Origin of the sequence: Streptomyces sp. NPDC050439, assembly GCF_040655335.1 — a bacterium.
Lineage (GTDB): Bacteria > Actinomycetota > Actinomycetes > Streptomycetales > Streptomycetaceae > Streptomyces.
In genome coordinates, this window is sequence record NZ_JBFAJT010000002.1 from 1206697 (window position 1) to 1231581 (window position 24885).

The window sequence follows — 24885 nt, forward strand, 5'->3', positions numbered from 1 at the left end:
CCTGCTCCTTAGGCTGCGTTGGTGTGACCGGCGAGTTCAGCGGCTCGGCGTGCGGCGCCGTCCATCGTGGTGGCCTGCTGGACCAGGGGATGGGAGCGGGCGTCGAGTATGGCGCGGCCGCGTACGGCGTTATTGCCGTCGAGCCGCACCACCAGCGGCTTGGTCAACTGGACGGATTCCAGGGCCTGAACGATGCCGTCTGCTACGGCGTCGCACGCGGTGATGCCGCCGAAGACGTTGACGAAGACGGACTTGACCGCGGGGTCGGAGAGGATGACGGAGAGCCCGTCGGCCATGATCTGGGCGGAGGCGCCGCCTCCGATGTCGAGGAAGTTCGCGGGGCGTGCTCCGCAGCCCGCGACCACGTCGAGGGTGGACATGACGAGGCCCGCGCCGTTGCCGATGATGCCGACCTCGCCGTCGAGTCTGACGTAGTTGAGGCCCTTGGAGGCGGCCGCCGACTCCAGTGGTTCGTCGTGCCCGGAGTCGTCCGCGCCCCAGCGGGCCTGGCGGAAACGGGCGTTGTCGTCCAGGGTGACCTTGCCGTCGAGAGCGAGGATCTCTCCCTGGGCGGTTCGGACGAGGGGGTTCACCTCTACGAGGAGGGCGTCCTCGCGGATCAGCACCTGCCACAGCTTGACCAGGACGTCGGCGGTGGCCTCGGGTAGCCCGGCCGCGGCGGCTATCTCGGCGGCCTTCGCGGCGTCCACTCCCTCCGCCGGATCGATCTCCACGCGCGCGACGGCCTCCGGCCGGCTCGCCGCCACCTCCTCGATCTCCATGCCGCCCTCGGCGGACGCGATCGCGAGGAAGCGCCCCGCCGCGCGGTCCAGTACGTACGAGACGTAGAACTCGCTGTCGATCTCGACGGGTTGGGCCACCATCACCTTGTGCACGGTGTGGCCCTTGATGTCCATGCCGAGGATCTGGCGTGCGCTGATCTCGGCGGCGGCCGCGTCCGCGACCACCTTCACGCCGCCCGCCTTGCCGCGTCCGCCGGTCTTCACCTGGGCCTTGACGACGACGTGGCCGCCCAGGCGTTCGGCGCTCGCGCGGGCCTCCTTCGCCGTGTCGGCGACCTCCGCTCGCGGCACCGAGATGCCGTGTTCCTCGAAGAGTTCCCTTGCCTGGTGCTCGAACAGGTCCATTCCGGCTCCTGACGCCTTGTCGTTCCGGGGAGCGAACCCCCCGCCTCCGAAAAGTGCCGCACGCCCCCTGGACACCACTGACCGGATGCGGGATAACAAGCTTCATACAGTATTCGTCGACTGTATGCAATCTACCGCGACGGCACCTCCGAGCAGCGTGTGAGCAGCATCCGAGCGCTCCAACTCCCCTACGAAGGGACAGGACTTCGCCATGCCCGACGGCAGCAGCGACACGAACCAAACCCACATCTCCGGTGGGCATCTGGTCGCCAAGGCACTCAAAGCAGAGGGTGTGGAGGTCATCTACACCTTGTGCGGCGGCCACATCATCGACATCTACGACGGCTGCGTCGACGAGGGGATCGATGTCGTCGACGTACGCCACGAGCAGGTCGCCGCCCACGCGGCCGACGGCTACGCCCGCCTCACCGGAAAGCCCGGATGCGCCGTGGTGACGGCAGGACCGGGAACGACCGACGCCGTCACGGGCGTCGCGAACGCCTTCCGCGCGGAGTCCCCCATGCTGCTGATCGGCGGCCAGGGAGCGCACACCCAGCACAAGATGGGCTCACTCCAGGACCTTCCGCACGTCGACATGATGACGCCCATCACCAAGTTCGCCGCCACGGTGCCGGACACGGCGCGCGCCGCCGACATGGTCTCGATGGCCTTCCGCGAGTGCTTCCACGGCGCTCCCGGCCCGTCCTTCCTGGAGATACCGCGCGATGTGCTCGACGCCAAGGTGCCGGTGGACAAGGCCCGGGTGCCGCAGGCCGGGCAGTACCGCGCGTCGACCCGCTCCACCGGTGACCCCGAGGCCGTCGAGAAGCTCGCCGACCTGCTCGTGCACGCCGAGAAGCCCGCGATCCTGCTCGGCAGCCAGGTGTGGACGACACGGGGAACCGCCTCCGCCATCGAACTCGTGCGGACCCTGAATGTGCCCGCCTACATGAACGGCGCGGGCCGCGGGACCCTGCCGCCCGGAGACCCGCACCACTTCCAGCTCTCGCGGCGGTACGCCTTCTCCAACGCCGACCTCATCGTCATCGTGGGGACGCCCTTCGACTTCCGCATGGGCTACGGGAAGCGGCTCTCCCCCGACGCCACGGTCGTGCAGATCGACCTCGACTACCGCACCGTCGGCAAGAACAGGGACATCGACCTGGGCATCGTCGGCGACGCCGGACTCATCCTGAAGTCGGTCGCCGAGGCCGCCTCCGGGCGTCTCAACGGAGGCGCGTCCAAGCGCAAGGAGTGGCTCGACGAGCTGCGCGCCGCCGAGCAGACGGCCATCGAGAAGCGGCTCCCGAACCTCAAGTCCGACGCCTCACCGATCCACCCCTACCGTCTCGTCAGCGAAATCAACGACTTCCTTACCGAAGACTCCATCTACATCGGCGACGGCGGCGACATCGTCACCTTCTCCGGGCAGGTCGTGCAGCCCAAGTCGCCCGGCCACTGGATGGACCCCGGGCCGCTCGGCACGCTCGGCGTCGGCATCCCCTTCGTGCTCGCCGCCAAGCAGGCGCGGCCCGACAAGGAGGTGGTGGCCCTCTTCGGAGACGGCGCCTTCTCGCTGACCGGGTGGGACTTCGAGACGCTCGTCCGCTACAACCTGCCCTTCGTCGGGATCGTCGGCAACAACTCCTCGATGAACCAGATCCGCTACGGCCAGAAGGCCAAGTACGGCGAGGAGCGCGAGCGGATCGGCAACACCCTCGGAGACGTCCACTACGACAAGTTCGCCCAGATGCTCGGCGGCTACGGCGAAGAGGTCCGCGACCCCGCCGACATCGGCCCCGCACTGCAGCGGGCCCGCGAGTCGGGCAAGCCCTCGCTGATCAACGTATGGGTCGATCCGGACGCGTACGCCCCCGGAACCATGAACCAGACCATGTACAAGTGAGGAGCCCGTGCGATGACGACCAAGGCTCTTGAGGGCGTACGCGTCCTCGACATGACACACGTCCAGTCCGGGCCCTCCGCCACCCAGCTGCTCGCCTGGCTCGGTGCGGACGTGGTGAAGCTGGAGGCGCCCTCCGGAGACATCACGCGCAAGCAGCTGCGCGACCTCCCGGACGTCGACTCGCTCTACTTCACGATGCTCAACTGCAACAAGCGGAGCATCACCCTCAACACCAAGACCGAGCGCGGCAAGGAACTCCTCACCGAGCTGATCCGGCGCTCCGACGTGATGGTCGAGAACTTCGGTCCCGGCGCCGTGGACCGGATGGGCTTCACCTGGGAACGCATCCAGGAGATCAACCCGCGGATCGTCTACGCCTCGATCAAGGGCTTCGGAGAGGGCCCCTACACCAACTTCAAGGCCTACGAAGTGGTTGCCCAGGCCATGGGCGGCTCCATGTCGACCACGGGCTTCGAGGACGGTCCGCCGCTCGCCACCGGCGCCCAGATCGGAGACTCCGGAACCGGCATCCACGCCGTCGCCGGCATTCTCGCCGCCCTCTTCCAGAGGGAGAACACCGGTCGCGGACAGCGCGTGAACGTGGCCATGCAGCACGCCGTGCTCAACCTGTGCCGGGTCAAGCTGCGCGACCAGCAACGCCTGGCGCACGGGCCGCTCGCCGAGTACCCGAACGAGGACTTCGGGGACGAGGTGCCGCGCTCCGGGAACGCGAGCGGCGGCGGGCAGCCCGGCTGGGCGGTCAAGTGCGCGCCCGGCGGCCCCAACGACTACGTGTACGTCATCGTGCAGCCCGTCGGCTGGCAGCCGCTCACCGAGCTCATCGGACGCCCCGAGCTCGCGGAGGATCCCGAGTGGGCTACTCCGGAGTCGCGGCTTCCCAAGCTCGGCAAGATGTTCCAGCTGATCGAGGAGTGGTCCTCCACGCTCCCCAAGTGGGAGGTCCTTGAGCGGCTGAACGCCCACAACATTCCGTGCGGCCCGATCCTCTCCACCAAGGAGATCATCGAGGACGCCTCGCTGGCCGCGAACGAAATGGTCGTCGAGGTCGCGCATCCCCAGCGCGGCTCCTTCACCACGGTCGGCTCCCCGCTGAAGCTGTCGGACTCCCCCGTGAACGTGGTCAGTTCGCCGCTCCTGGGCGAGCACAACGCGGAGGTCTTCGTCGGCGAGCTCGGCCTCGGCGACGAGGAACTGCGCCTGCTCAAGTCGAACGGAGTGATCTGATTGATGGCCGAAGACCGCGCACTGACCGTGCGGGCGCTCCTGGACACCGTGCGGGCCGAGGGACGGACCTCCCTGACGGCACCCGAGGGCAAGATCCTCGCGGACGCCTACGGGATAGCCGTGCCGGGCGAGGAACTGGCGACCGACGTGGACGAGGCGGTGGCGCACGCGGCCCGCTTCGAGGGGCCCGTCGTCATGAAGATCGTCTCCCCCGACATCCTGCACAAGACCGACGCGGGCGGCGTCATCGTCGGCGTGGAGGGCGCCGCCGACGTACGGGCCGCCTTCTGCGAGATCGTGAACAACGCGCGCGCGTACGCGCCGGAGGCACGTATCGAGGGGGTGCAGGTACAGGAACTGCTCCCCTCCGGCCAGGAGGTGATCGTCGGGGCGGTGACCGACCCGACGTTCGGGAAGGTCGTCGCCTTCGGGCTCGGCGGCGTACTCGTCGAGGTCCTCAAGGACGTCACGTTCCGGCTCGCGCCGGTCGACGCGGACGAGGCCGCCTCGATGCTCGACTCCATCCGCGCCGCGGAAGTCCTGCGCGGCGTGCGGGGAGCGCCGGCGGTGGACCGGTGGGCCGTCGCCGAGCAGATACGCCGGGTGTCCCAACTGGTCACCGACTTCCCGGAGATCGCCGAGGTGGACCTCAACCCGGTGATCGCCACCCCGGAGGGCGCGATCGCCGCGGACATCCGCGTCATCCTCTCCGAAGGGGCCACGAAACAGCGCCGTACGTACACGCGTGAGGAGATGCTCACGTCGATGCGGCGACTGATGGAGCCCCGCTCCGTCGCCGTGATCGGCGCCTCCAACGAACAGGGCAAGATCGGCAACTCGGTGATGCGCAACCTCATCGACGGCGGCTTCTCCGGCGAGATCCATCCGGTGAACCCCAAGGCCGATGACATCTTGGGCCGCAAGGCGTACAAGAGTGTCACGGACGTTCCCGGTGAGGTGGATGTGGCGGTCTTCGCGATCCCCGCAAAGTTCGTGGCGTCGGCCTTGGAGGAGGTGGGTCGCAAGGGCATCCCCAACGCGGTCCTGATCCCCTCCGGGTTCGCCGAGACCGGCGAACAGGCCCTCCAGGACGAGATCGTGGAGATCGGCGAACGGCACGGGGTGCGGCTGCTCGGCCCGAACATCTACGGCTACTACTCGACGTGGCAGGACCTGTGCGCCACGTTCTGCACGCCGTACGACGTCAAGGGCGGGGTCGCCCTGACGAGCCAGTCCGGCGGCATCGGGATGGCCATCCTCGGCTTCGCGCGCACCACGAAGACGGGCGTCTCGGCGATCGTCGGGCTCGGCAACAAGTCCGACCTCGACGAGGACGACCTCCTCACATGGTTCGGCGAGGACCCCCACACCCAGTGCATCGCCATGCACCTGGAGGACCTCAAGGACGGCCGCGCCTTCGTGGAGGCCGCGAAGGCGACCGTCCCGAAGAAGCCTGTCGTGGTCCTGAAGGCCGGACGTACGGCCGCCGGGGCGAAGGCCGCCGGATCGCACACGGGGGCCCTGGCGGGCGATGACGCCGTGTACGACGACATCCTCAGGCAGGCGGGCGTCATCAGGGCGCCGGGCCTCAACGAAATGCTGGAGTACGCGCGCGCGTTGCCCGTGCTTCCCACCCCGCAGGGCGACAACATCGTGATCATCACGGGTGCGGGCGGTTCCGGGGTGCTGCTCTCCGACGCGGTGACCGACAACGGGCTGCGGCTGATGGAGATCCCCGACGACCTGGACGCGTCCTTCCGGGCCTTCATCCCGCCCTTCGGGGCGGCGGGAAACCCCGTCGACATCACCGGGGGCGAGCCGCCGTCGACGTACGAGGCGACGATCAGACTCGGCCTGGAGGACCCGCGCATTCACGCGCTCGTCCTGGGCTACTGGCACACCATCGTGACCCCTCCCATGGTCTTCGCCGAACTGACGGCCCGCGTGATCGCGGAGTTCCGTGAGCGCGGCATCGAGAAGCCCGTCGTGGCATCCCTGGCGGGCGACGTCGAGGTGGAGGAGGCCTGCCAGTACCTCTTCGAGCGCGGGGTCGTGGCGTATCCCTACACCACGGAGAAGCCGGTCGCCGCGCTCGGCGCGAAGTACCGGTGGGCCCGAGCGGCCGGCCTGTTGGGGGGCGGTCGATGAGGTGACCGGTGTTGGGTCCTGCCGGCGGTGCGCGTCGGCAGGACCCGGGACCCGTGCGCACACGAAAGGTATTGGACAGGGGGCGCTGGCCAGGATCTTTTCGACGCAAGGGGTGCTGAACCAACATGACGACAACTGACATACCCACAGCCGTCCCATTCAGGGAGGTGACGGACTCCAACGGCCGGATGTACCGGGTCGGCGAGACCGACATCGACATCATGGGCCGTAAGCGCAAGTGGATGGTCATCCTGCCGTGGATCGGCATGATGGGCATCAGCTCGGCCGAGTACGCATTCGCCTCTGCCGAGGACACCCTGCACACCGCGCATTCCTGGGGCGACACCCATATCTTCTGGATGCTGGGCGTGTGGGTCTTCTTCCAGGCCGCGGTGGCCTTCCCCGCTGGCAAGCTGCGTGAGAGCGGAAAACTTCCGGCGCGCTGGGCGATGATGTGCGGCGCTGTCGGCACGCTCCTGGGCTATCTGTCACTGGCTTTCGCGCCACATGTCGTCGTCGCCTACATCGGCTTCGGCATGTTCAGCGGTATGGGCGCCGGAATGGTGTACGCGACCTGCGTGAACATGGTCGGCAAGTGGTATCCCGAACGGAAGGGAGGGAAGACCGGATTCGTCAACGGCGGATTCGCCTACGGCTCGGTGCCGTTCGTGTTCATCTTCACCGGCTATATGGACCTGACGAACTTCCGCTGGGTGCTCGTGTCCGTCGGCCTTTTCCTCGCGGCGATGGTCGCCGTGGCGGGCTATTTCTTCCAGGACCCGCCGAAGAACTGGTGGCCGGCCGACGTGGACCCGCTGCGGCCGCCGACGGACCCGCGGGCCAGGCGCGCGCTGGCGATGAACCCGCCCGCCGTGCGGCAGTACACGCCCAAGGAGGCGTGGCAGACCGGACGTGTCGCGCTGATGTGGTTCTGTCTGCTGTGCACGTCGGGCGTGAACATCTTCGGCATCGCGTTCCAGGTGGACATCGGAAAGGAAGCCGGATTCGCCGGCGGAATCGTCGCCACGGCCATGTCTCTGAAGGCCATCGTCAACGGCACGGGCCGAGGTGTCATCGGCTGGCTCTCCGACCTCTACGGACGTAAACGCTGCCTGATCTTCGTCTGCATCGTCCTGGGCCTTTCCCAGTACGGCATCCTGTGGTCGGCGAACATCGAGAACCTCCCGCTGTTCCTCGTCTTCTCCAGCATCTCCGGCTTCGGAGGCGGCGCCATCTTCCCGATGTTCGCGGCGATGACGGCGGACTACTTCGGCGAGAACAACAACGCCTCCAACTACGGTCTGGTCTACAGCTCCAAACTGGTCTCGGGGCTTCTCGGCTCCGGTATGGGTGCCGTCGTGGTGAGCAACTGGGGCCACGCCGGGGCCTTCACACTGGCCGGCTCCATCTCCCTGTTCGCGGGATTCATCGCGCTCTTCCTCTCCCAACCCGGGAGGCCCAAGGACAAAGGAATCAAACCCAATCCACAACCCCTCGGCGAGGAGATGGCCTGACGGCACGGTCGCTGACCGTGATCCGGGTGACGTCAAACAGCTCTCGCCGCGCGTCTTTCGCGCGGCGAGAGCTGTTTGTGCGTGGGCTCAGCGCTTCTTGCGGAGTGCCGCCAAGTTGTCGTAGCCGATCTTCGCGAGCTTCAGGGACTGGCCGGCGTCGGTGGCACTGGGCGCGTTGTCCTGCTCGACCATGGGGTTGTGGTAATTCTTCTCGCCCACACGGCTGAAGAAGGTGCGGTAGTCGATGACACCCTCGCCGAAGGCCACCATGTCGTAGCCCTGACCACTGGTGTCGTTGCGCGTGCCGTCCTTGGCGTGGAACAGCGGGTAGCGCTTGTTGTTGCGGCTGACGAGCGCGGCCGGGTCGAAGACCTTCTTGCGCTGCGAGCCGTCGTGCGCGGTGTACGTGTGGAACTTGTACTGCGCGACGTGCGCCCAGTAGACATCCATCTCCAGCCAGACCGACCTCGGGTCGGTGGCCTTGAGGAAGTACTCCAGTTTGCGGATGCCGGAACTGCGGGTCGGGCGGCCCTGTGCGTCGAGCGGACCGCCGTCGAGCAGGAAGCCGTACGCCGCGTCGTGGTTGTGGGTGTAGAGCTTGATGCCGGCCTTACGGGCGATGGAGCCCATGGCGTTCCACTTGTCGGCGGCAACGTCCCAATCGGCCTTGTAAGAGCTGTTGGTGGGGTCACCGCCGGTGCCCATGTGGTCCATGCCGAGGATGTTGGCGATCTCCAGGTGCTTCTTGAACGTGTCGAGGTCGGGCTGCGTGAGCGGCCATGACCCCGGTATGAAGCCGTGGTTGCCCTGAGCGCGCAGGCCGTACTCGTCGAGCCACGAGCGCAGCAGCTTGGCACCGGCGACGGACTCGAGGCTGGCTCCGCCCGGCGCGTTGGCGTGCTGGCCGTAGCCCGCGAACTCGACCTGCTTGTATCCGTAGCGGGCCAGCTCCTTGAACACCTCGCGGAAGCCGGAGGGAAGGGTGCTGGCAAGCGGGTCGCGGCCGGTCGCGTCACGCACCGTGTACAGGATGATCCCGCGCTTCCTCGCGGGCACCAGGTCACGGCCGTGACCGTGGCCATGGCCGCCATGGGTCTGCGGCTGGGCGAAGGCCGGTGCAGCGCCGAACACGGGCGCGGCTATCGCGCCCGCGCCGACGGCGGTGCACGTGCTGAGGAAACGGCGGCGGTTGACGCCAAGGCGCTGTCTGAGGGCCTCGTCGGCGGCGGAAGTCTCGTGGATTTCGGTCACGGGTGCCTCTCCTGGGCTCTGGGACTCGGGGACTCGGGGACTCGGGGACTCTCGGGGTTTTCCCTGATCTTTCGACGTGCGGGCAAACGCCACTGGCGCGTTGTCAGTGACGCGTGCTTCACTCTCTGTAACTGCTCCTCAGCCCAAGCCGGCCAGGTCGAGGAGAAGGGATTTCACGGCGGTGGCCGCGATCCGGTCGGGAAACGCATGGGGGGTGGAGCTGATGATGAGCGGACCGTCGTCGTCGCTCAGGGGGAGGCGGCCGTGGCTGCCTCGAATAGGTGACGCGTCCAGGGGCACGACCGCCATGCGATAGCGCATGCCGAGTTTCTTGCGGGCCAGCGCGGTCGCGGCCTTGACGCGGACGTAGGGGTCCTCGGGGTCCATGAAGAGCTCAACAGGGTCGTAGCCGGGTTTGCGATGGATCTCGACGAGCTGCGCGAAGTCGGGCGCGCGGTCGTCGTCGAGCCAGTAGTAGTACGTGAACCAGGCGTCCGGCTCCGCGACGGCGACGAGCTCGCCGGAGCGCGGGTGGTCCAGGTGGTGGGCCTTCTTGCCCTCGTCGTCGAGGAGTTGCTCGATGCCGGGCAGGTCGGCGAGTGCCTGGCGCGTGACCTCCAGGTCCTCGGGCCTGCGCACGTAGATGTGGGCGATCTGGTGATCCGCGACGGCGAAGGCACGCGACGTCATGGGATCCAGGTACTCCATGCCGTCCTGCGTGTGCACTTCGAGCAGACCGGCACGGCGCAGGGCGCGGTTGATGTCGACGGGGCGGTCCACGCGGGTGATGCCGTACTCGGAAAGAGCGACGACGGTGCGGCCCTCGGCCTTCGCCTCGTCGAGGAGGGGGGCGATGGTCGCGTCGAGTTCGGCGGCAGCCTGGTGGGAGCGGGGGTCGTCGGGGCCGAAGCGCTGCAGGTCGTAGTCGAGGTGCGGGAGGTAGCAGAGGGCCAGGTCGGGGCGGCGGGTGCCGAGGATGTGGCGGGTGGCGTTCACGATCCATCGGCTGGAGACGATGTCGGCGCCGGGGCCCCAGAAGTGGAAGAGGGGGAACGTACCGAATTTCTCGGTGAGTTCGTCGTGCAGGGCCGGGGGCCGGGTGTAGCAGTCGGGTTCCTTGCGGCCGTCGGCGTAGTAGACGGGACGGGGGGTGATGGTGATGTCGGTGTCGGCGCCCATGGCGTACCACCAGCAGATATTGGCGACGGTGTAGCCGGGATGCGCGCGACGGGCGGCGTCCCACAGCTTGTCGCCGGCGACGAGGCCGTTGTGCTGGCGCCACAGGAGTACGTCGCCGAGCTCGCGAAAGTACCAGCCGTTGCCGACGATGCCGTGTTCGGCGGGGGTGGTGCCAGTGAGGAAGGTGGACTGGGCGGCGCAGGTGACAGCGGGCAGGACCGTGCCGAGCGGGGCCCGGGAGCCGGACTGGCCAAGGGACTTGAGGTGCGGCATGTGGTCGAGGAGACGGGGGGTGAGGCCGACGACGTCCAGGACGAGGAGGGGTGTAGGGCTCATGGGAGTTCCTTCAGGCCGAGGTCCGTCAGGAGATCGCGGGCGAGGGTGAGTTCGGCGGCGATTCCGTCGGCGAGCTGGGGGCGGGAGCGGGGGCGCAGCTCGGGCGGCAGCGCCTGCCAGGTGTAGGTCTCGACCTCGAGGTGCCGGGTGCGGGGGTCGGGCCCGCCGACCAGGAGGGCGAGGGTGTCCTTGAGTACAGGGAGCGTGGAGGTGAGGGGAGGCGCGGGAGGCGCGTGCAGGGGGACGTGGAAGTGGGCACGCCAGGGCGCCGTCTCGGGCAGTGCGTCGCCGGCCAGGGATTCACCGAGGTCGTCGGTGCCGCGCAGTCCGGCCGCGGTGCGGGTGCGGGTCTGGTGCAGGAAGCGGGGTTCGTCGAAGGCGGCGAGGGCCTCGCGGACTTCGGGGAGATGGGGGTGTTCGGCGTGCAGGGCGGCGGAGAGCTGGGACTTGATGACGGGGATGCCCGCGACGGCGAGCGCGTCGAGCGCGGTCTGCGGGTCCTCGAAGGAGGTGGCGAGGTGACAGGTGTCGACGCAGACACCGATGCGGTCGTGGCCGATCGCGGTGAGAGGGGCGATCGCGTCGCGCGTGGTCTCCACCGTGCAGCCCGGCTCCGGTTCGAGACCGATGCGGATCGACTTGCCGGTCAGCTCGGCGAGCGCGTCAAGGCGTTGGGCGAGCGCGGTGAGGGCGGTGCGGGCGGCCTCGGCGTGCGTGGCGTCGAACGGGGTGCGCCAGGCGAGAGGGAGGGTGGAGATGGTGCCCTCGGTGACGTCGTCCGGGAGGAGGGCGGCAAGGAGGCGGGCCAGGTCGGTGGTGTGGGACAGCCGCTCGGGGTCGGTCCAGTCCGGCTTGTAGACGCGGTACTTGACCTCTTCCGCACCGAACCCTTCATACGGGAAGCCGTTGAGGGTGACGACCTCGAGGCCGCGCCGGTCGAGCTCGCAGCGCAGGCCGCGCAGCGCGGCCGGGTCGGTGACCAGGGCGTGCGCGGCGTCCTTGGCGAGCCACAGGCCGATGCCCAGGCGGTCCCTGCCGAGCCGTTTGCGTACGGGTTCGCAGTGGTCGCGGAGTTGGGCGAGGACGCCGGCGAGGGTCTCGGCGGGGTGGACGTTCGTGCAGTACGCGAGGTGGACGACGCTGCCGTCGGGGTGCCGGAAGCGCATGCCTCACTCCCCGCCGCGAAGGATGGAGTTGCCCTCGTGGGTGCCTTCGGTGTCCGTGACGTCGAGCGCGAGGCGGCCGCTGAGTCCGTAGAAGGCGACCGGGTTGCGCCAGAGCACCAGGTCGACGTCGTCCTCGCTAAATCCGGAGGCGAGCATGGCGTCGGCGACCTTGCGGGTCTTGAGCGGGTCGCTCTTGCCCCAGTCGGCGGCGGAGTTGACCAGGACCCGCTCGGGCCCGTGATCACGCAGGATGGCCACCATCCGGTCCTCGTCCATCTTGGTGTCGGGATAGACGGAGAAGCCGAGCCAGCAGCCGCTGTCCTTGGCCTCCTTGACCGTGGTCTCGTTGAGATGGTCGATCAGAACACGGTCCAGCGGCAGCGCGGACTCCCGGACGACGTCGATGGCGCGGCGCAGGCCGGCGAGCTTGTCGCGGTGCGGGGTGTGGACCATCGCGGGCAGCTCGTGCTCGGCGGCGAGCTGGAGCTGGGCGGTGAGCGCGGCGTCCTCGGCGGGGGTCATGGAGTCGTAGCCGATCTCGCCGACGGCCACGACGTTGTCCTTGACGAGATAGCGGGGCAGTTCGTCGAGGACGGGGGTGCAGCGGGGGTCGTTCGCCTCTTTGGGGTTGAGGGCGATGGTGCAGTGGTGGGCGATGCCGTACTGGGCCGCGCGGAAGGGCTCCCAGCCGAGGAGCGAGTCGAAGTAGTCGAAGAAGGAGGCGGGTGAGGTACGGGGCTGACCCAGCCAGAACGCGGGCTCGACGACGGCACGGACTCCGGCCGCGTACATGGCCTGGTAGTCGTCGGTGGTACGGGACGTCATGTGGATGTGGGGGTCGAAAATGCGCATCAGGACTCCTGCTCCTCGCCGGTGGAAGGGGTCGTGGGGGCCGGGGGCGCCACTGCGGCCGAGGGGGCCGTAGGAGCGGTCAGGGCCAGGACGCGGTGCAGATCGCCGGGGACGGCGCGGCCGGCGGCGGTGCGTTCACCGGCGTAGTCGCCGAGCATGCGGGCGAGCTCGGCGTCGGCGGTGGCCCTGCGGTCCAGTTCGGCGACGGCTTCCACGGGGACACCGGTGAACAGGCACTTCAGGACCGCGTGACGCCACTCGTGCGAGGGGAGGTGCCGGGCGGCGTACGGGCCGACGGCAGCGGCGACCAGCCGCGTGTCGTTGGTGCGCAGGGCATCCTCGACCAGCGGCAGCGCCTCCGGGCCCCGGACCAGGTGGGGCAGGGCGAGCAGGACGGCACGGCGCTCGGCCGCGGCGCCTTGTCCGTAGACACGGGTGAGGGTGGCCGGGCCCGCTCCGGCCGCGTGCAGGAGCAGTACGCGGGCGGCGTCGGCGTGGTCCTGGCCGCAGCGTCGTCCGGCCTCGGCGAAGCGCAACTCCCATACGGGGGTGGTGTTCTGGGCCGGCCGGTCGCGGTGGGCGGCGGCCTCCGCGGTGGCCTGGTCCAGCCAGGCGCGGGCGGCTCCGCCGAGGGTGGCTTCGAGGCGGGTGCGGAGGTCGTCGATGACGGGGGCTTCGGTCACGGGGCTCCTCCTCCGGCCGGGGTGGGGATCGGCGCTGTGCGGACCGCTTCGGCGGCCGCTTTGCGCAGGAACTCGATGGAGTGGGAGGCGAGTTGTGGGCCCGCGTGGGAGTGGCGGGGAAGTTCGATGACGGTGAGGCCTTGGTAGCCGGTGGAGGCCAGGGCTTCGAGGACGGGCGGGAAGTCGATCTCGCCGTCACCGAACGGGAGGTGTTCGTGGACGCCGCGGCGCATGTCCTCGATCTGGACGTGGCGCAGCCAGGGGGCGGCGGCGCGTACGCAGTCGGCGGGTGACTGCGGTTCGAGGCACTGGCAGTGGCCGATGTCGAGGGTGAGGCCCAGGTTCTCGGGGTCGCCGAGTTCGTGGCGGAGCCGGTGGAAGTCGGCGAGGGTGGAGAGGAGGTGGCCGGGTTCGGGTTCGATGGCCAGGGGCACGTTGGCGCGGGACGCGGCGTCGAGAACCGGACCGAGGGCTTCGGCGAGCCGCTGCCAGGCGATGTCCTCGCGGGTGCCGTCGGGGGTGATGCCGCTGAAGCAGTGCACGGCGTGGGCGCCGAGGTCGGCGGCGACCTGCACGGCCCGGATCAACAGGCGGACGCGGGCGGCGCGGGCGTCCGGGTCGGGGTCCAGGAGCGAGGGGCCGTGCTTGCGGCGCGGGTCGAGCACGTAGCGGGCGCCGGTCTCGATAGTCGCCGTCAGACCGAGGCGTTCCAGGCTGCGGGCCACGTGGCGGGTGCGGGTGGCGAGGTCGGGGGCGAGGGGGTCGAGATGCATGTGGTCGAGGGTGAGCCCGACGCCCGCGTACCCGAGGTCGGCGAGGAGACCAAGGGCATCGTCGAGCCTCAGGTCGGTCAGGCCGTTGGTGCCGTATCCGAAGCGGAAGGGGTGCGGGGAAGCCTGCGGGGGGACCGTCCGGTCCGTCGTCTCTGTCACGTGGCGCTCACCTTCCGGGCCACCGGGGCCAGTGCAGCGGTCAGCGGCGCCGGGCTGGGGCCGTACCCGAAGCGCAAGGGGTGCGCAGCGGCCTGCGGGGCGAACTTCCGGGGCCCCAGGGCCAGTACGGCGGTCAGCAGGGCCGGGCTGGGGCCGTACCCGAAGCGCAAGGGGTGTGTAGCAGCCTGTGGGGCGTCTGTTCGGTCCGTTGTCTCTTTCATGTGACGCTCACCTTCCGGCCGAACTTGCGGGCCGCCGGGGCCAGGGCGGCGGTCAGCAGGGCGGGGCCCAGGGCGCCCGTGCGGGCGGAGAGTGCGGCCTGAAGGGGGATCATGGCTCGGATGCCGCCGCCCACGGCCCGCTGGGTGAGTTGGGGTGACGGGTTGAGCGCCGCGTGGAAGAGGGGGCGGGCGGCGGTGGCCGCGTACGTGGCGGCGAGCGCGAGCTGGACGCCGGCGCGGGCGCCGATCCGCCAGGCGCTGCCGGGCCGCCCTGGGAGCGGGCCGGTCGCGTCGCCGGTGCGCCAGGCTCGGCCCACTACCTGCCCCAACGCCTGCCCCTTCGGGCGGCCCCGTGACGGCTCCCCCAGTGCCCGCACGGCACCACCTGACCCAGCCCGCCACGCGCCGCCGGTCACGCCACCGGTCACGCCGCCAGCACGCCAGGCTCGGCCCACTACCTGCCCCAACGCCTGCCTCTTCGGGCGCCCCCGTGACGGCTCGCTCGGGGTGAAGCCCGGCAGGCCGCGGGTGGCTGTTCCGCCGCGGTCTGCCGGGAGTTGGGAGGTACCTGCGTCAGCGCTCGTGCCGGCGACGGTGTTGGCAGAGCCGACGTTCATGCCGGTGACGGCGGTGGCAGGGGCGACGTTCATGCCGGCGTCCGCGGTGGCAGGGCCGACGTTCGTGCCGGTCTCACCGTTGGCAGGGCCGACGTTCATGCCGGCGTCCGCGTTGGCAGGGGCGGCGTTTGTGGCGGTGTTGGCGGGGGTGGCGTTGTTGCTTGCGGCGCTGCCCGTGGTCAGTAGGCGCGTCAGTGCGGCTGTTGCGGCGAGGGCGGCCAGGGGTGCCGCCGTGGAGCCGCCCTGTGCCTCGCGGCGCGAGACCGCGGTCACCGCGAGGGTGTGGGCGCCGAGGACGAGGGCGGAGGGGGCGGCAGCACGTAGGCCGGGGCGGGGGCCACGGCCGCGCGGCCCAGCATTCGCCGCCCCCGCCGAGGTAGCCGCCGCGCCGAGGAGCAAGTCGAGGGAGCGGGCCGCTGCCATGGCGGCCGGGCCTGCCGGGGTGTGTTTGAGGCCCAGGTCGTAGGACCACACCGTGGCCGCCAACGCGCCCGCCACCGTCAGGGCGGGGCGTCCCGCGGCAGCGGCAAGAGCGAGGCCCCCCGCAGTCAAGGCCGCCGCCGCGCCCAGGGCGACCGGTGGGGCGATGCGGCCGGACGGCAGCGGGCGGTGCGGTCGTTCGACCGCGTCCTCCTCACGGTCGGCCCAGTCGTTGAGGGCCATGCCCGCTTCGTAGAGGGAGAGGGAGGCCGCGATGGCCAGGAGCGTGCGGCGGTTGGGGTTCAGCCCTGTCGCCGCCGCACCGGCCAAGGCGTCGCCCGGGACGGTGAACAGGGCTGAGACGCGCAGCAGTTCGGCCCAGTCGCGGCCTGATCCCAAAGAAGCACCGCCGCCCGTACCACCGCCAAAACCACCACCAGCGCCCACAGAACCAGCCCCCTCGGCGCCAGCCCCCTCGGCGCCGGCCCTCTCAGCGCCAGCCCCCTTCACGCACTCACCCCCCGCGCCCGCAGCCGCGACGCGAAGCCCACCAGCGCCTCGTACTGCTCGGCCAGCGCCGACGATGAGCCGTCGTCCGGGTCCTTGAAGTAGAAGCCCAGTTCGCCCAGCGGGCCGGACAGGCCTGCCTCGTGGGCGCGGGCCGTCAGACGGGCCAGGTCCAGGATCAGAGGTGCCGCCAAGGCCGAGTCGCAGCCCTGCCAGGTCGTCTGCAGGACCATCCGCGCGCCGAGGAACCCGTCGAACGCGATGTGGTCCCAGGCGGTCTTCCAGTCGCCGAGCGACGGGACGTCGTCGATGTGGACCTCGCCCTCCGGGGCGGAGCCCAGCGTGTCGGCGAGGACGCGTTCCTTGCCCGCGTTCTTCGCCGCGGCCGCGGCCGGGTCCGCGAGGGCGGCGCCGTCACCGCCGCCCAGCAGGTTCGTGCCGGACCAGGCGCGGACGGCCAGCGCACGCTGGGCGAACATCGGGCCGAGGACCGAGCGGAGGAGGGTCTGGCCCGTCTTGCCGTCCCGGCCCGTGTAGGGCAGCCCGGACGAGAGCGCCGGGGAAGCGAGCGCCGGATGGTGCAGGCCCGCCGACGGGGTGAAGTTCACGTACGGGCAGCCCGCCCGCAGTGCCGCAGCCGCGTAGAGGGAGCTGGCGGGCAGCCGCCCCTCGCCCTCCGCCGGCACCGGTTCCGTCGACGCCACGTTCACCACCACCGCACGGGCGAGCCCCCGACGGCGTACGAAGTCGCGGAGGTCGGCGGCGAAGGACTCGATCAGTTCCTCGTCCGTCCTGGTGTCGGAGTCCCCGCGGCGCGGCCCGCCCATGCGGATCTCCGCGTCCGCCGCGGCCAGTTCGGCGCCCACCGCCGAGGGGACGCCGTGCGGGAGCACACCCCCGGCGGCCAGCTGCTCCGCCCGCTTGGGCAGCGGGCACTCCATCACGTCGTGGCCGCCGAAGACGAGCGACGACAACGTTGGCAGACCGCAGTCCGCGAACGGCGAGGTCTCCGTGATCATGCCGGTCGGCGGGTGGAGTCCGGCTGTCACGGCAGCACACCCCGCGACAGCCGTCGTGGCGACCGAACCTCGCGCCCCGATCAGCCACACCCCGGTAAGCCCGCCACCCGAGGAGCCGGGTGAACCAGAAGAACCGCTAGAGGAAGAGTTGGACATGGCTGCCTCCTGTCGTACACGCGGCGAACGCGCAGGGAAGAAACAGGGAAAGAGACGGCGGACGGGGATAAGACGGCGGGCGGAGGTCCGGCGTCCTCCGCCCGCCGCCGTCTAGCGGCCCACGCCGGACGCGGTGCGGGCCGGCAGGTCCTTCACCCGGATGTCGCGGAAGGAGACCTGGTCGTCGGCACCGTGGTTCTGGATGCCGAGGTGACCGTCCTTGAGGCTCCTCGCCGGATCCGTGTTGGTGAAGTCGTTGATCTTCACTCCGTTGAGATAGATCCGAAGGCGTTCGCCCTCGACCCGGAGTTCGTACGTGTTCCACTCCCCCGCCGGATTCAGCGCCTTGTCGCGCTTCTTCAGGTCGGCGGACTTGAAGCCGTAGACGGAGCCCGTGGTCTTCTCCGGGACGTCGGTGGCGTCGATCTGGATCTCATAGCCGTTGTTCACGGCCGACCAGGGGTCGTCGGAGGGCGGGAAGCCCACGAAGATCCCCGAGTTGTCGTCGCCGTCCATGCGCCAGTCCAGCTTGAGGGAGTAGGAGCCGAGCTCCTCCTCCCCGTCGTACCAGAGCATGCCCATGCCACCGACGGTGGTCAGGGTCCCGTCCCTCTCGTTCACTTCGAACGAACCGGGGCCCGCCTGCTTCCAGGCCTCCAGGGACTTGGCCGTGCCGTCGAAGATCGGCGTGTAGCCCTTCTCCGGGCGGCAGTCGGCCTGCGCCGCACCCGCCGCCCAGCGGATTCCGCCGAGCAGATGGGTGCGGTACGCGGGATCGGCGAACGACTCCTTGGTGTGGCCGCTGCCCGTGTAGAAGGAGCGACCCCCCTTGTAGTCCTGGCACCAGGCGATCGGATGATCGCCGGACATCGAACCGCCCGAGTAGGACGACTCGTCGAGCGAGGCCAGGACATGGGCGTGGTCGCGGGGGTTGGAGCGGTAGTTGTACCACTCGTCGGTCCGCTCCCAGATCCCCGGCAGATGCGCCGTGGACGGGTGCCCATGGTCCTCGACCTGCACCTTCGCGGACTGGATCGCGGGGTGCGACTGGAAGTACGCGCCCGCGAGTCCGCCGTAGAAGGGCCAGTCGTACTCGGTGTCGGCGGCGGCGTGCACGCCCACGTACCCGCCGCCCCTTTTGATGTAGCCCTCGAAGGCGCTCTGCTGCTTGCCGTCGAGGACGTCGCCGGTCGTGGAGAGCCAGATCACGGCGTCGTACTTCGCGAGGTTCTTGGCCGTGAAGGCCTTGGCGTCCTCGGTGGCGTCGACCGTGAAGCCGTTCTCCGCTCCCAGCTCCTTGATGGCCGCGATGCCCTCGGGGATCGAGTCATGGCGGAAGCCCGCGGTCTTGGAGAAGACCAGGACCTTCTCACCCTCCTGCCTGCCCTCCTGCTTGCCCTCCTGCCTGCCCTCCGGCTTGGAGGCCGCCGGGCCCGACACACAGCCGATGAGCAAGGCGGCCGTAGCGGTGGCGATGGTGATGCGTGCGGATGCCCGCATGGTGGGGTGACCCCTTCCTCAGCGCGTGGTGAAGGTGAAGTCGTCGACCTCGTACAGAGCTCCGGAGCCCTTGCCCTTGAAGACCAGGAAGAGCGTCGTCGTCTTCTTGGGTGCCTTGCTGATGGCGGTGCTCACATCCGCGTACGTCTCCCATCCACCGGTCGGTGCGACCTTGGCCTTGCCCAGGAGCCTGCCGGTGGCCGATCCGCTGCGGACCTCGAGCGTGCCGCCCTCGCCGGCCGACGCGACGCGCGCGGTCAGCTTGGTGGCGTTGCCGAGGATGTAGGGCTTGAAGGAGATCCAGTCGCCGTTGTTGATCTCGCCGACCGTCTTGCCGCCGTGCGCCGGGGTGTGGTTCACCACGGAGACGCCCTTGGAGTCGTTGTAGTGCTCGCCCTGGCGGTGCTTGGGCTGGACGACGTTCTGGTCGTGGGTGGTCAGCGCGGGCTGGCCGTTGGCGCCCTTGTCGGTGTACTCGGCGTCGAAGACCCCGAAGATGTTGGCGTTCGGGTCGTGCTCGCCGTCCGCGGACGTCTGGAGCGTGCCCTCACAGCCGTTGGCCGAGGTCACCGGGTGACCGTGGCTGTCGTGGCCGAGGATGTGCGTGACCTTGACCTTCGTGCAGTCGATCGGGCCGTCCTCCTTGTCGGTCACCTTGACCTTGAAGGGGATCTTGTCTCCGAAGGTGAACAGCTGCCCGTCGCCCGGGAGTTCCAGGGTCACCTTGGGCGCGGTGTTGCCGACGGTGACGTGCGCGCTGGCCGAGCCGGTGCGCCCGGTGGAGTCCTTGACGGTCACGGTCGCGGTGTAGACGCCGTTCTTCTTGTACGTGTACGAGGGGTTCTGCTGGGTCGACTTGCCGCCGTCACCGAAGTCCCACGCGTAGGTCAGGGTGCCGCCGTCGGCGTCCGTGGCCTTCGCGGTGAACTTGGTCTTGAGCGGGGCCTGGCCGCTGGTCACGGAGGCGCTCGCCTCGACGACCGGTGAGTGGCCGTCGGTGGCGTTCTCGATGCGGAAGAGGCCGGAGTTCTCGTCGCCGCCGAACCAGGCGGTGCCGTAGTCCAGGACGTACAGCGCGCCGTCGGGGCCGAACTCCATGTCCATGATCTGGGTGCCGGTCCACGGGAACGGGTTGATGGACTGGACCGTGCCGTCCGCGCCGTGCTCGATGCGCTTGATCCAGCGCCGTCCGAACTCGCCGGCGAAGAAGTCGCCGTCGTAGGCCTCCGGGAACTTCACCGGGGAGGTGTTCGCCGCGTCATAGCGGTAGACGGGGCCCGCCATCGGGGACTCGGAGCCGGAGCCGAACTCGGGGACGGAGCCGCCGTCGTACGGGATCCAGGCTTCCTGCGCGGCCGGCAGGTCGGTCAGGCCGGTGTTGTGCACGGAGTCGTTCTTGGGTGCGGCGCAGTCGAAGGCGGCGCCGGAGGTCTGCGTGGCGAAGTCGTAGTCGATGTAGGCGTCGTTCTTGCCGGTGCAGTACGGCCAGCCGAAGTTGCCCGGCTTGGTCACGCGGGCGAACTCGACCTGTCCTGCGGGGCCGCGCTTGGGGTCGGCCGCTCCCGCGTCGGGGCCGTAGTCACCGACGTAGACCGTGCCGGTGGGCTTGTCGACGCTCATGCGGAAGGGGTTGCGGAAGCCCATCGCGTAGATCTCGGGGCGGGTCTTGTCCGTGCCCGGCGCGAAGAGATTGCCGTCCGGGACGGTGTACGAGCCGTCGTCGGCGACCTTGATGCGCAGGATCTTGCCGCGCAGGTCGTTGCTGTTGCCGGCGCTGCGGCGGGCGTCGAAGGCGGGGTTGCGGTCCGGGCGCTCGTCGAGCGGCGTGAAGCCGTCCGAGGCGAAGGGGTTGGAGTCGTCGCCCGTCGACAGGTAGAGGTTGCCGTCCTTGTCGAAGTCGATGTCGCCGCCGACGTGGCAGCAGATGCCGCGGGTCGCGGGGACGTCGAGGACCTTCTTCTCGCTGGCGTTGTCGAGGGTGCCGTCGGTCTTCAGGACGAAGCGGGAGAGGCGGTTGACGCCGTCGAACTTCTTGAAGTCCTCGGCCGTGCCGGTCTCCGGGGCGTCGCCGGCCGGGGTGTCGAGCGGGGGCGCGTAGTAGAGGTAGATCGCGCGGTTCTCGCTGAACTTCGGGTCGAGGCCGACGCCCTGGAGGCCCTCTTCGTCGTGCGTGTAGACCGGTATCTTGCCCGCGATCTTGGTGTTGCCCGCGGCGTCCGTGAGGCGCAGCGTTCCGTCGCGGGAGGTGTGCAGGACGGAGCGGTCGGGCAGGACGGCGAGGGTCATGGGCTCGCCGGTCTCGGGCTCGCCCTTGGCGAGGGTGACTTGCTGGAAGTCCTCGGCCGCGGCCGCCTTGCCGGCGGCCGCCTTGTCCGCCTGGGCCTGGGCGGCGCGCACGGCCTCCGGGTCGGCGGCGTTCGCGGTGGGGGCGGTGAGGCTGAGGGTGGCACCGGCCAGCAGGGTGCCGGTGAAGAGGGCGAGGGTCTTGCGAAGGCTGCGGGTCTTACGGAGTCTGAGGCGTTTCCTGTGCACGGAGTTCCTCCGGAAGGGGGACGGTCGTACGCGGGTGTGCTCGAAGAGGGCGCTGGGCGCCGGGGTGCGCCGTCACCCCGGAAGGTTTCTATGTCCTGTACACATCAGGGACGGTAGCCACGTTTGTCTTGGACGGAAAGCCCTTGCACAGCAATGAAGTTCAGCTTTTTCCTTGCCCAGGACAAAGTGGCTGCGCGCCACTGCCGCTCGTGGCGGCTCAGTTCCCGCCGAACGCCGCGTCGAAGGACGCCGTGGGCGGCTCGAAGTCGAAGGCCTTCAGGCTCTTCAGCGCCTCGGGCGCCCCCTGGAGGCGGTCCATCCCCGCGTCCTCCCACTCGACCGAGACCGGGCCCTCGTACGCGATCGAGCGCAGCATCCGGAACACGTCCTCCCAGGGGACGTCCCCGTGGCCGGCCGACACGAAGTCCCAGCCGCGGCGCGGATCGCCCCACGGGAGGTGCGAGCCCAGACGCCCGTTGCGGCCGTCCAGACGGCGCCGGGCCTCCTTGCAGTCGACGTGGTAGATGCGGTCCCGGAAGTCGTACAGGAAGCCCACCGGGTCCAGGTCCTGCCACACGAAGTGCGAGGGGTCGAAGTTCAGGCCGAAGGCCGGACGGTGGTCGACCGCCTCCAGGGCGCGCTGCGTCGTCCAGTAGTCGTACGCGATCTCCGAGGGGTGCACCTCATGGGCGAAGCGCACGCCCTGTACGTCGAAGACGTCGAGGATGGGGTTCCAGCGCTCCGCGAAGTCGTCGTAACCGCGCTCGATCATCGACTCCGGCGCGGGCGGGAACATCGCCACCAGGTGCCAGATCGCCGAGCCCGTGAAGCCGACGACCGTGTCGACGCCGAAGGCGGCCGCCGCGCGGGCCGTGTCCTCCATCTCGCGGGCGGCCCGCTGCCGTACGCCCTCGCCGTCCCCGTCGCCCCAGATGCGGGCGGGCAGGATCGCCTGATGCCGCTCGTCGATGATCGCGTCACAGACGGCCTGCCCGACCAGGTGGTTGGAGATGGCCCAGCACTTGAGGCCGTACTTGTCGAGGAGCTGACGGCGCGAGTCCAGGTAGGAACTGTCGCTCAGCGCCTTGTCGACCTCGAAGTGGTCGCCCCAGCAGGCGAGTTCGAGGCCGTCGTAGCCGAAGTCGCGGGCGAGGCGGCAGACCTCCTCCAGCGGCAGGTCGGCCCACTGGCCGGTGAAGAGCGTGAAGTCGCGGGGCATGAACAGGCCTCCTCAGACCGTGACGGGGGTGGACGCTACGGAGGTGTACACCGAGTTCTTCGCCGCGCTCTCCTCCACCGCGGCGAGCACCCGCTGCACCGAGAGGCCCGCGGCGAAGGACGGTTCGGGCTGCTCGCCGGTGGCGACGGCATGCAGCAGGTCACGGGCCTGGTGCACGAACGTGTGCTCGTAGCCGAGCCCGTGCCCCGGCGGCCACCAGGCCTCCAGGTACGGGTGTCCTGGCTCGGTCACCAGGATGCGGCGGAAGCCCGATGACGTGGCGGGCTCCGTGTGGTCGTGGAAGGAGAGCTCGTTCAGGCGCTCCAGGTCGAAGGCCAACGACCCCTCCGAGCCGTTGAGTTCGAGCTTCAGGGCGTTCTTGCGGCCCGCCGCGAAACGGGTCGCCTCGAAGGAGGCGAGGGCGCCCGACGGGAAGCGTCCGGTGAAGACCGCCGCGTCGTCCACGGTGACCTGACCGAGCGCGCTGCCTCCCTCCGCGGTGAGCCCGCTGGACGCCCCGTCGAGCAGCGGACGCTCCCGTACGAACGTCTCCGTCAGCGCCGAGACGCCCGCCACCGGCTCCCCCACCAGGAACTGCGCGAGGTCCACGATGTGCGCGCCCAGGTCGCCGAGCGCGCCCGACCCCGCACGGTCCTTGCGCAGCCGCCAGGTGAGCGGGAAGCCGGGATCGACCAGCCAGTCCTGGAGGTACGTGAGCCGGACGTGCCGCAGCGTGCCGAGCCGCCCTTCGGCGACCATCTGCCGGGCGAGCGCGAGGGCGGGGACCCGGCGGTAGTTGAAGCCGACCATCGCCACCTGCCCCCGCGCACGGGCCCGCTCGGCGGCCTCGACCATCGCCTCGGCCTCCTCGACGGTGTTCGCCAGGGGCTTCTCGCACAGCACGTGCTTGCCCGCGTCGAGCGCCGCTATCGCGATCTCCGCGTGGCTGTCGCCGGGGGTGCAGATGTCGATGAGATCGACGTCGTCACGGGCCACGAGGGCGCGCCAGTCGGTCTCCGCCGCCGCCCAACCGAGGCGGTCCGCCGCGGCGCGCACGGCGGTGGCGTCGCGTCCGCAGACCGCCGACAGGACCGGTTGCACCGGCAGGTCGAAGACGCGTCCGACCGTGCGCCAGCCCTGGGAGTGGGCGGCACCCATGAAGGCGTAGCCGACCATGCCCACTCCCAGGGACCGCTTCCCGGTCCCGGCCTCGTGTTCCGTCTCACGCATGCGGTACTCCTCCTCGTAAATGCTCGGTGGGGGGTGCGGACGCGCGGATCACTTGAAGCCGGTGGACATGTACTTGCCGACGTTCTCCTTGTCGACCACGGCGGAGTAGAGCGTGATGAACGCCGGGATCTCGAACTCGGCCATCCCGCTGATGCCCTTGCCCTGGCCGAGCGCGCGGGCGAGGTCGATCGCGGAGGCGGCCATCGTCGGCGGGTAGAGCACGGTGGCCTTGAGGACGCTGTCGTCGGACTCGATGGCCTGCATCGCGGAGAGCGCGCCGGCGCCGCCGACCATCAGGAAGTCGTCGCGGCCCGCCTGCTTGATGGCGCGCAGGGCGCCCACGCCCTGGTCGTCGTCGTGGTTCCACAGGGCGTCGAAGTTCTTCTGGGCCTGCAGGAGCTGGGACATCTTCTGCTGTCCCGACTCGACGGTGAACTCGGCGGCCTGCCGGGCGACCTTCTCGATGTTCGAGTAGTTCTTCAGGGCGTCGTCGAAGCCCTTGGAACGCTGCTTCGTCAGTTCCAGGTTGTCGAGACCCGCGAGCTCGACGACCTTGGCGTTCTTCTTGCCCTTGAGCTTCTCGCCGATGTAGTGCCCGGCGTTCAGGCCCATGCCGTAGTTGTCGCCGCCGATCCAGCAGCGGTAGGCCTGCGGCGAGGCGAAGACCCGGTCGAGGTTGATGACGGGGATGCCCGCCTTCATGGCCTTCAGGCCGACCTGGGTGAGCGCCTTGCCGTCGGCCGGCAGGATCACCAGGACGTCGACCTTCTTGTTGATCAGCGTCTCGACCTGGCCGATCTGGGCGGCCGTGTCGTTCGAGCCCTCGGTGGCCTCGAGCGTCACGTCCGAGTACTTCTTCGCCCGCTCCTTGGCGTTGTCATTGATCGCGTTGAGCCAGCCGTGGTCGGCCTGCGGACCCGCGAAGCCGATGGTGACCTCCTTGCCGGGCTTGGCGTCGGCGACCGGCTGGTCCTTGTCGTCGGAGCCCTCGTCCTTGGGTTCATTGCTGGTGCAGCCCGTTATCAGGGCACCGGTGGACAGGGCGGCGGCTCCGAAGAGCAGTCCTCTGCGGCTCGCGAATGGGGATGACTCTGGCATGGCGGT

General features: G+C 69.7%; 19 protein-coding genes. 4 read left to right on the plus strand and 15 right to left on the minus strand.

Going from position 1 to position 24885, the window contains the following annotated elements:
* Positions 1–8: 8 nt before the first annotated feature.
* A complete protein-coding gene (gene sucC / locus AB0I66_RS12450; RefSeq protein ID WP_363207711.1) occupies positions 9–1148 on the minus strand; it encodes an ADP-forming succinate--CoA ligase subunit beta in 1140 nt (379 codons plus the stop codon).
* 211 nt (positions 1149–1359) lie between these two features.
* Between sucC and AB0I66_RS12455 the strand changes: the two genes are divergently transcribed.
* The 4 genes from AB0I66_RS12455 (at position 1360) to AB0I66_RS12470 (ending at position 7961) form a co-directional block, all read left to right on the plus strand.
* Positions 1360–3054, plus strand: a complete 1695-nt coding sequence (locus AB0I66_RS12455) for a thiamine pyrophosphate-binding protein (RefSeq protein WP_363207712.1) — start codon at positions 1360–1362, stop codon at positions 3052–3054.
* A gap of 12 nt (positions 3055–3066) precedes the next feature.
* Positions 3067–4299, plus strand: coding sequence for a formyl-CoA transferase (gene frc, locus AB0I66_RS12460; RefSeq protein WP_361830115.1), 1233 nt, complete (start codon positions 3067–3069; stop codon positions 4297–4299).
* Between the two features lie 3 nt (positions 4300–4302).
* The gene (locus AB0I66_RS12465; protein ID WP_363207713.1) at positions 4303–6447 is read left to right on the plus strand and encodes an acetate--CoA ligase family protein; all 2145 of its coding nucleotides are present in this window, start codon (positions 4303–4305) and stop codon (positions 6445–6447) included.
* A gap of 125 nt (positions 6448–6572) precedes the next feature.
* A complete protein-coding gene (locus tag AB0I66_RS12470; protein ID WP_363207714.1) occupies positions 6573–7961 on the plus strand; it encodes an OFA family MFS transporter in 1389 nt (462 codons plus the stop codon).
* An 87-nt stretch (positions 7962–8048) separates the two neighbouring features.
* Here AB0I66_RS12470 and AB0I66_RS12475 read toward each other — a convergent pair whose 3' ends face one another.
* The 14 genes from AB0I66_RS12475 to AB0I66_RS12540 all read right to left on the minus strand — a co-directional run bounded on the left by AB0I66_RS12475 (position 8049) and on the right by AB0I66_RS12540 (position 24879).
* Positions 8049–9212: a sugar phosphate isomerase/epimerase family protein gene (locus AB0I66_RS12475; protein ID WP_363207715.1), complete on the minus strand. Its 1164-nt coding sequence runs from the start codon at positions 9210–9212 to the stop codon at positions 8049–8051.
* A 138-nt stretch (positions 9213–9350) separates the two neighbouring features.
* Positions 9351–10727 (minus strand): nucleotide pyrophosphatase/phosphodiesterase family protein, encoded by a 1377-nt coding sequence (locus tag AB0I66_RS12480; RefSeq protein WP_363207716.1) that lies wholly within the window; start codon positions 10725–10727, stop codon positions 9351–9353.
* Entirely contained in the window at positions 10724–11893 is a 1170-nt protein-coding gene (gene eboE / locus AB0I66_RS12485) for a metabolite traffic protein EboE (RefSeq protein WP_363207717.1), read from the minus strand. The genes AB0I66_RS12480 and eboE overlap by 4 nt, the downstream gene beginning before the upstream one ends.
* A 3-nt stretch (positions 11894–11896) precedes the next feature.
* Positions 11897–12745 carry a TatD family hydrolase gene (locus tag AB0I66_RS12490; protein WP_363207718.1) on the minus strand — a complete coding sequence of 283 codons (849 nt, stop codon included), beginning with the start codon at positions 12743–12745 and terminating at the stop codon, positions 11897–11899.
* Positions 12745–13428, minus strand: coding sequence for an EboA domain-containing protein (locus tag AB0I66_RS12495; RefSeq protein ID WP_363207719.1), 684 nt, complete (start codon positions 13426–13428; stop codon positions 12745–12747). The genes AB0I66_RS12490 and AB0I66_RS12495 overlap by 1 nt, the downstream gene beginning before the upstream one ends.
* Positions 13425–14360 (minus strand): sugar phosphate isomerase/epimerase family protein, encoded by a 936-nt coding sequence (locus tag AB0I66_RS12500; protein ID WP_363207720.1) that lies wholly within the window; start codon positions 14358–14360, stop codon positions 13425–13427. Before AB0I66_RS12500 ends, AB0I66_RS12495 begins: the two co-directional genes overlap by 4 nt.
* A complete protein-coding gene (locus AB0I66_RS12505; RefSeq protein WP_363207721.1) occupies positions 14357–14581 on the minus strand; it encodes a hypothetical protein in 225 nt (74 codons plus the stop codon). Before AB0I66_RS12505 ends, AB0I66_RS12500 begins: the two co-directional genes overlap by 4 nt.
* Positions 14578–16128 carry an SCO3242 family prenyltransferase gene (locus tag AB0I66_RS12510; RefSeq protein WP_363207722.1) on the minus strand — a complete coding sequence of 517 codons (1551 nt, stop codon included), beginning with the start codon at positions 16126–16128 and terminating at the stop codon, positions 14578–14580. Before AB0I66_RS12510 ends, AB0I66_RS12505 begins: the two co-directional genes overlap by 4 nt.
* Positions 16125–17300, minus strand: a complete 1176-nt coding sequence (locus AB0I66_RS12515) for an inositol-3-phosphate synthase (RefSeq protein ID WP_363207723.1) — start codon at positions 17298–17300, stop codon at positions 16125–16127. The genes AB0I66_RS12510 and AB0I66_RS12515 overlap by 4 nt, the downstream gene beginning before the upstream one ends.
* 111 nt (positions 17301–17411) lie before the next feature.
* The gene (locus AB0I66_RS12520; RefSeq protein ID WP_363207724.1) at positions 17412–18800 is read right to left on the minus strand and encodes a ThuA domain-containing protein; all 1389 of its coding nucleotides are present in this window, start codon (positions 18798–18800) and stop codon (positions 17412–17414) included.
* Positions 18801–18818: 18 nt separating this feature from the next.
* Positions 18819–21332 (minus strand): PQQ-dependent sugar dehydrogenase, encoded by a 2514-nt coding sequence (locus AB0I66_RS12525; RefSeq protein ID WP_363207725.1) that lies wholly within the window; start codon positions 21330–21332, stop codon positions 18819–18821.
* A 217-nt stretch (positions 21333–21549) separates the two neighbouring features.
* Positions 21550–22551: a sugar phosphate isomerase/epimerase family protein gene (locus AB0I66_RS12530; protein ID WP_363207726.1), complete on the minus strand. Its 1002-nt coding sequence runs from the start codon at positions 22549–22551 to the stop codon at positions 21550–21552.
* 12 nt (positions 22552–22563) lie between these two features.
* Positions 22564–23781 (minus strand): Gfo/Idh/MocA family oxidoreductase, encoded by a 1218-nt coding sequence (locus tag AB0I66_RS12535; protein WP_363207727.1) that lies wholly within the window; start codon positions 23779–23781, stop codon positions 22564–22566.
* A 48-nt stretch (positions 23782–23829) separates the two neighbouring features.
* Entirely contained in the window at positions 23830–24879 is a 1050-nt protein-coding gene (locus tag AB0I66_RS12540) for a substrate-binding domain-containing protein (RefSeq protein ID WP_363207728.1), read from the minus strand.
* Between the last annotated feature and the right edge of the window lie 6 nt (positions 24880–24885).